General features: G+C 65.5%; 1 protein-coding gene. It reads left to right on the top strand.

The genetic code is table 11. The features are described from left to right. Window positions 1-394: transposase (locus tag HMPREF2863_RS00005; protein WP_141756317.1), on the top strand; the 394-nt coding region annotated here is incomplete at both ends.

The raw sequence follows: 394 nt of genomic DNA, 5'->3' as shown, positions 1-394 counted from the left end.
CCGGCCCGGTTGCTGGACATGGTCGAGGGCCGCTCCAAGCAGGCCTTCAAGACCTGGCTCGCCGAACGTGATCAGGCCTGGAGAGACCAGGTCGAGGTTGTGGCCATGGACGGGTTCACCGGGTTCAAGACCGCAGCCACCGAGGAGATCCCCGAAGCCACCGCGGTGATGGATCCCTTCCATGTGGTCCGTCTGGCAGGAGATGCCCTCGAGCGGTGCCGTCGACGAGTCCAGCAACAGGTCCACGGCCACAGGGGCCGCAAACAGGATCCGCTCTACAAAGCCCGCCGGACCCTGCTGACCGGGGCCGACCTGCTCACCGAGAAGCAGTATTCCAGGATCCAGGACCTCTTCGAGCCAGACGAGCACGTGGAGGTCGAGGCCACCTGGACGT

It is taken from the genome of Micrococcus sp. HMSC067E09 (assembly GCF_001812555.1).
GTDB lineage: Bacteria > Actinomycetota > Actinomycetes > Actinomycetales > Micrococcaceae > Micrococcus > Micrococcus lylae.
This window is presented reverse-complemented; position numbering and strand designations above follow the sequence as displayed.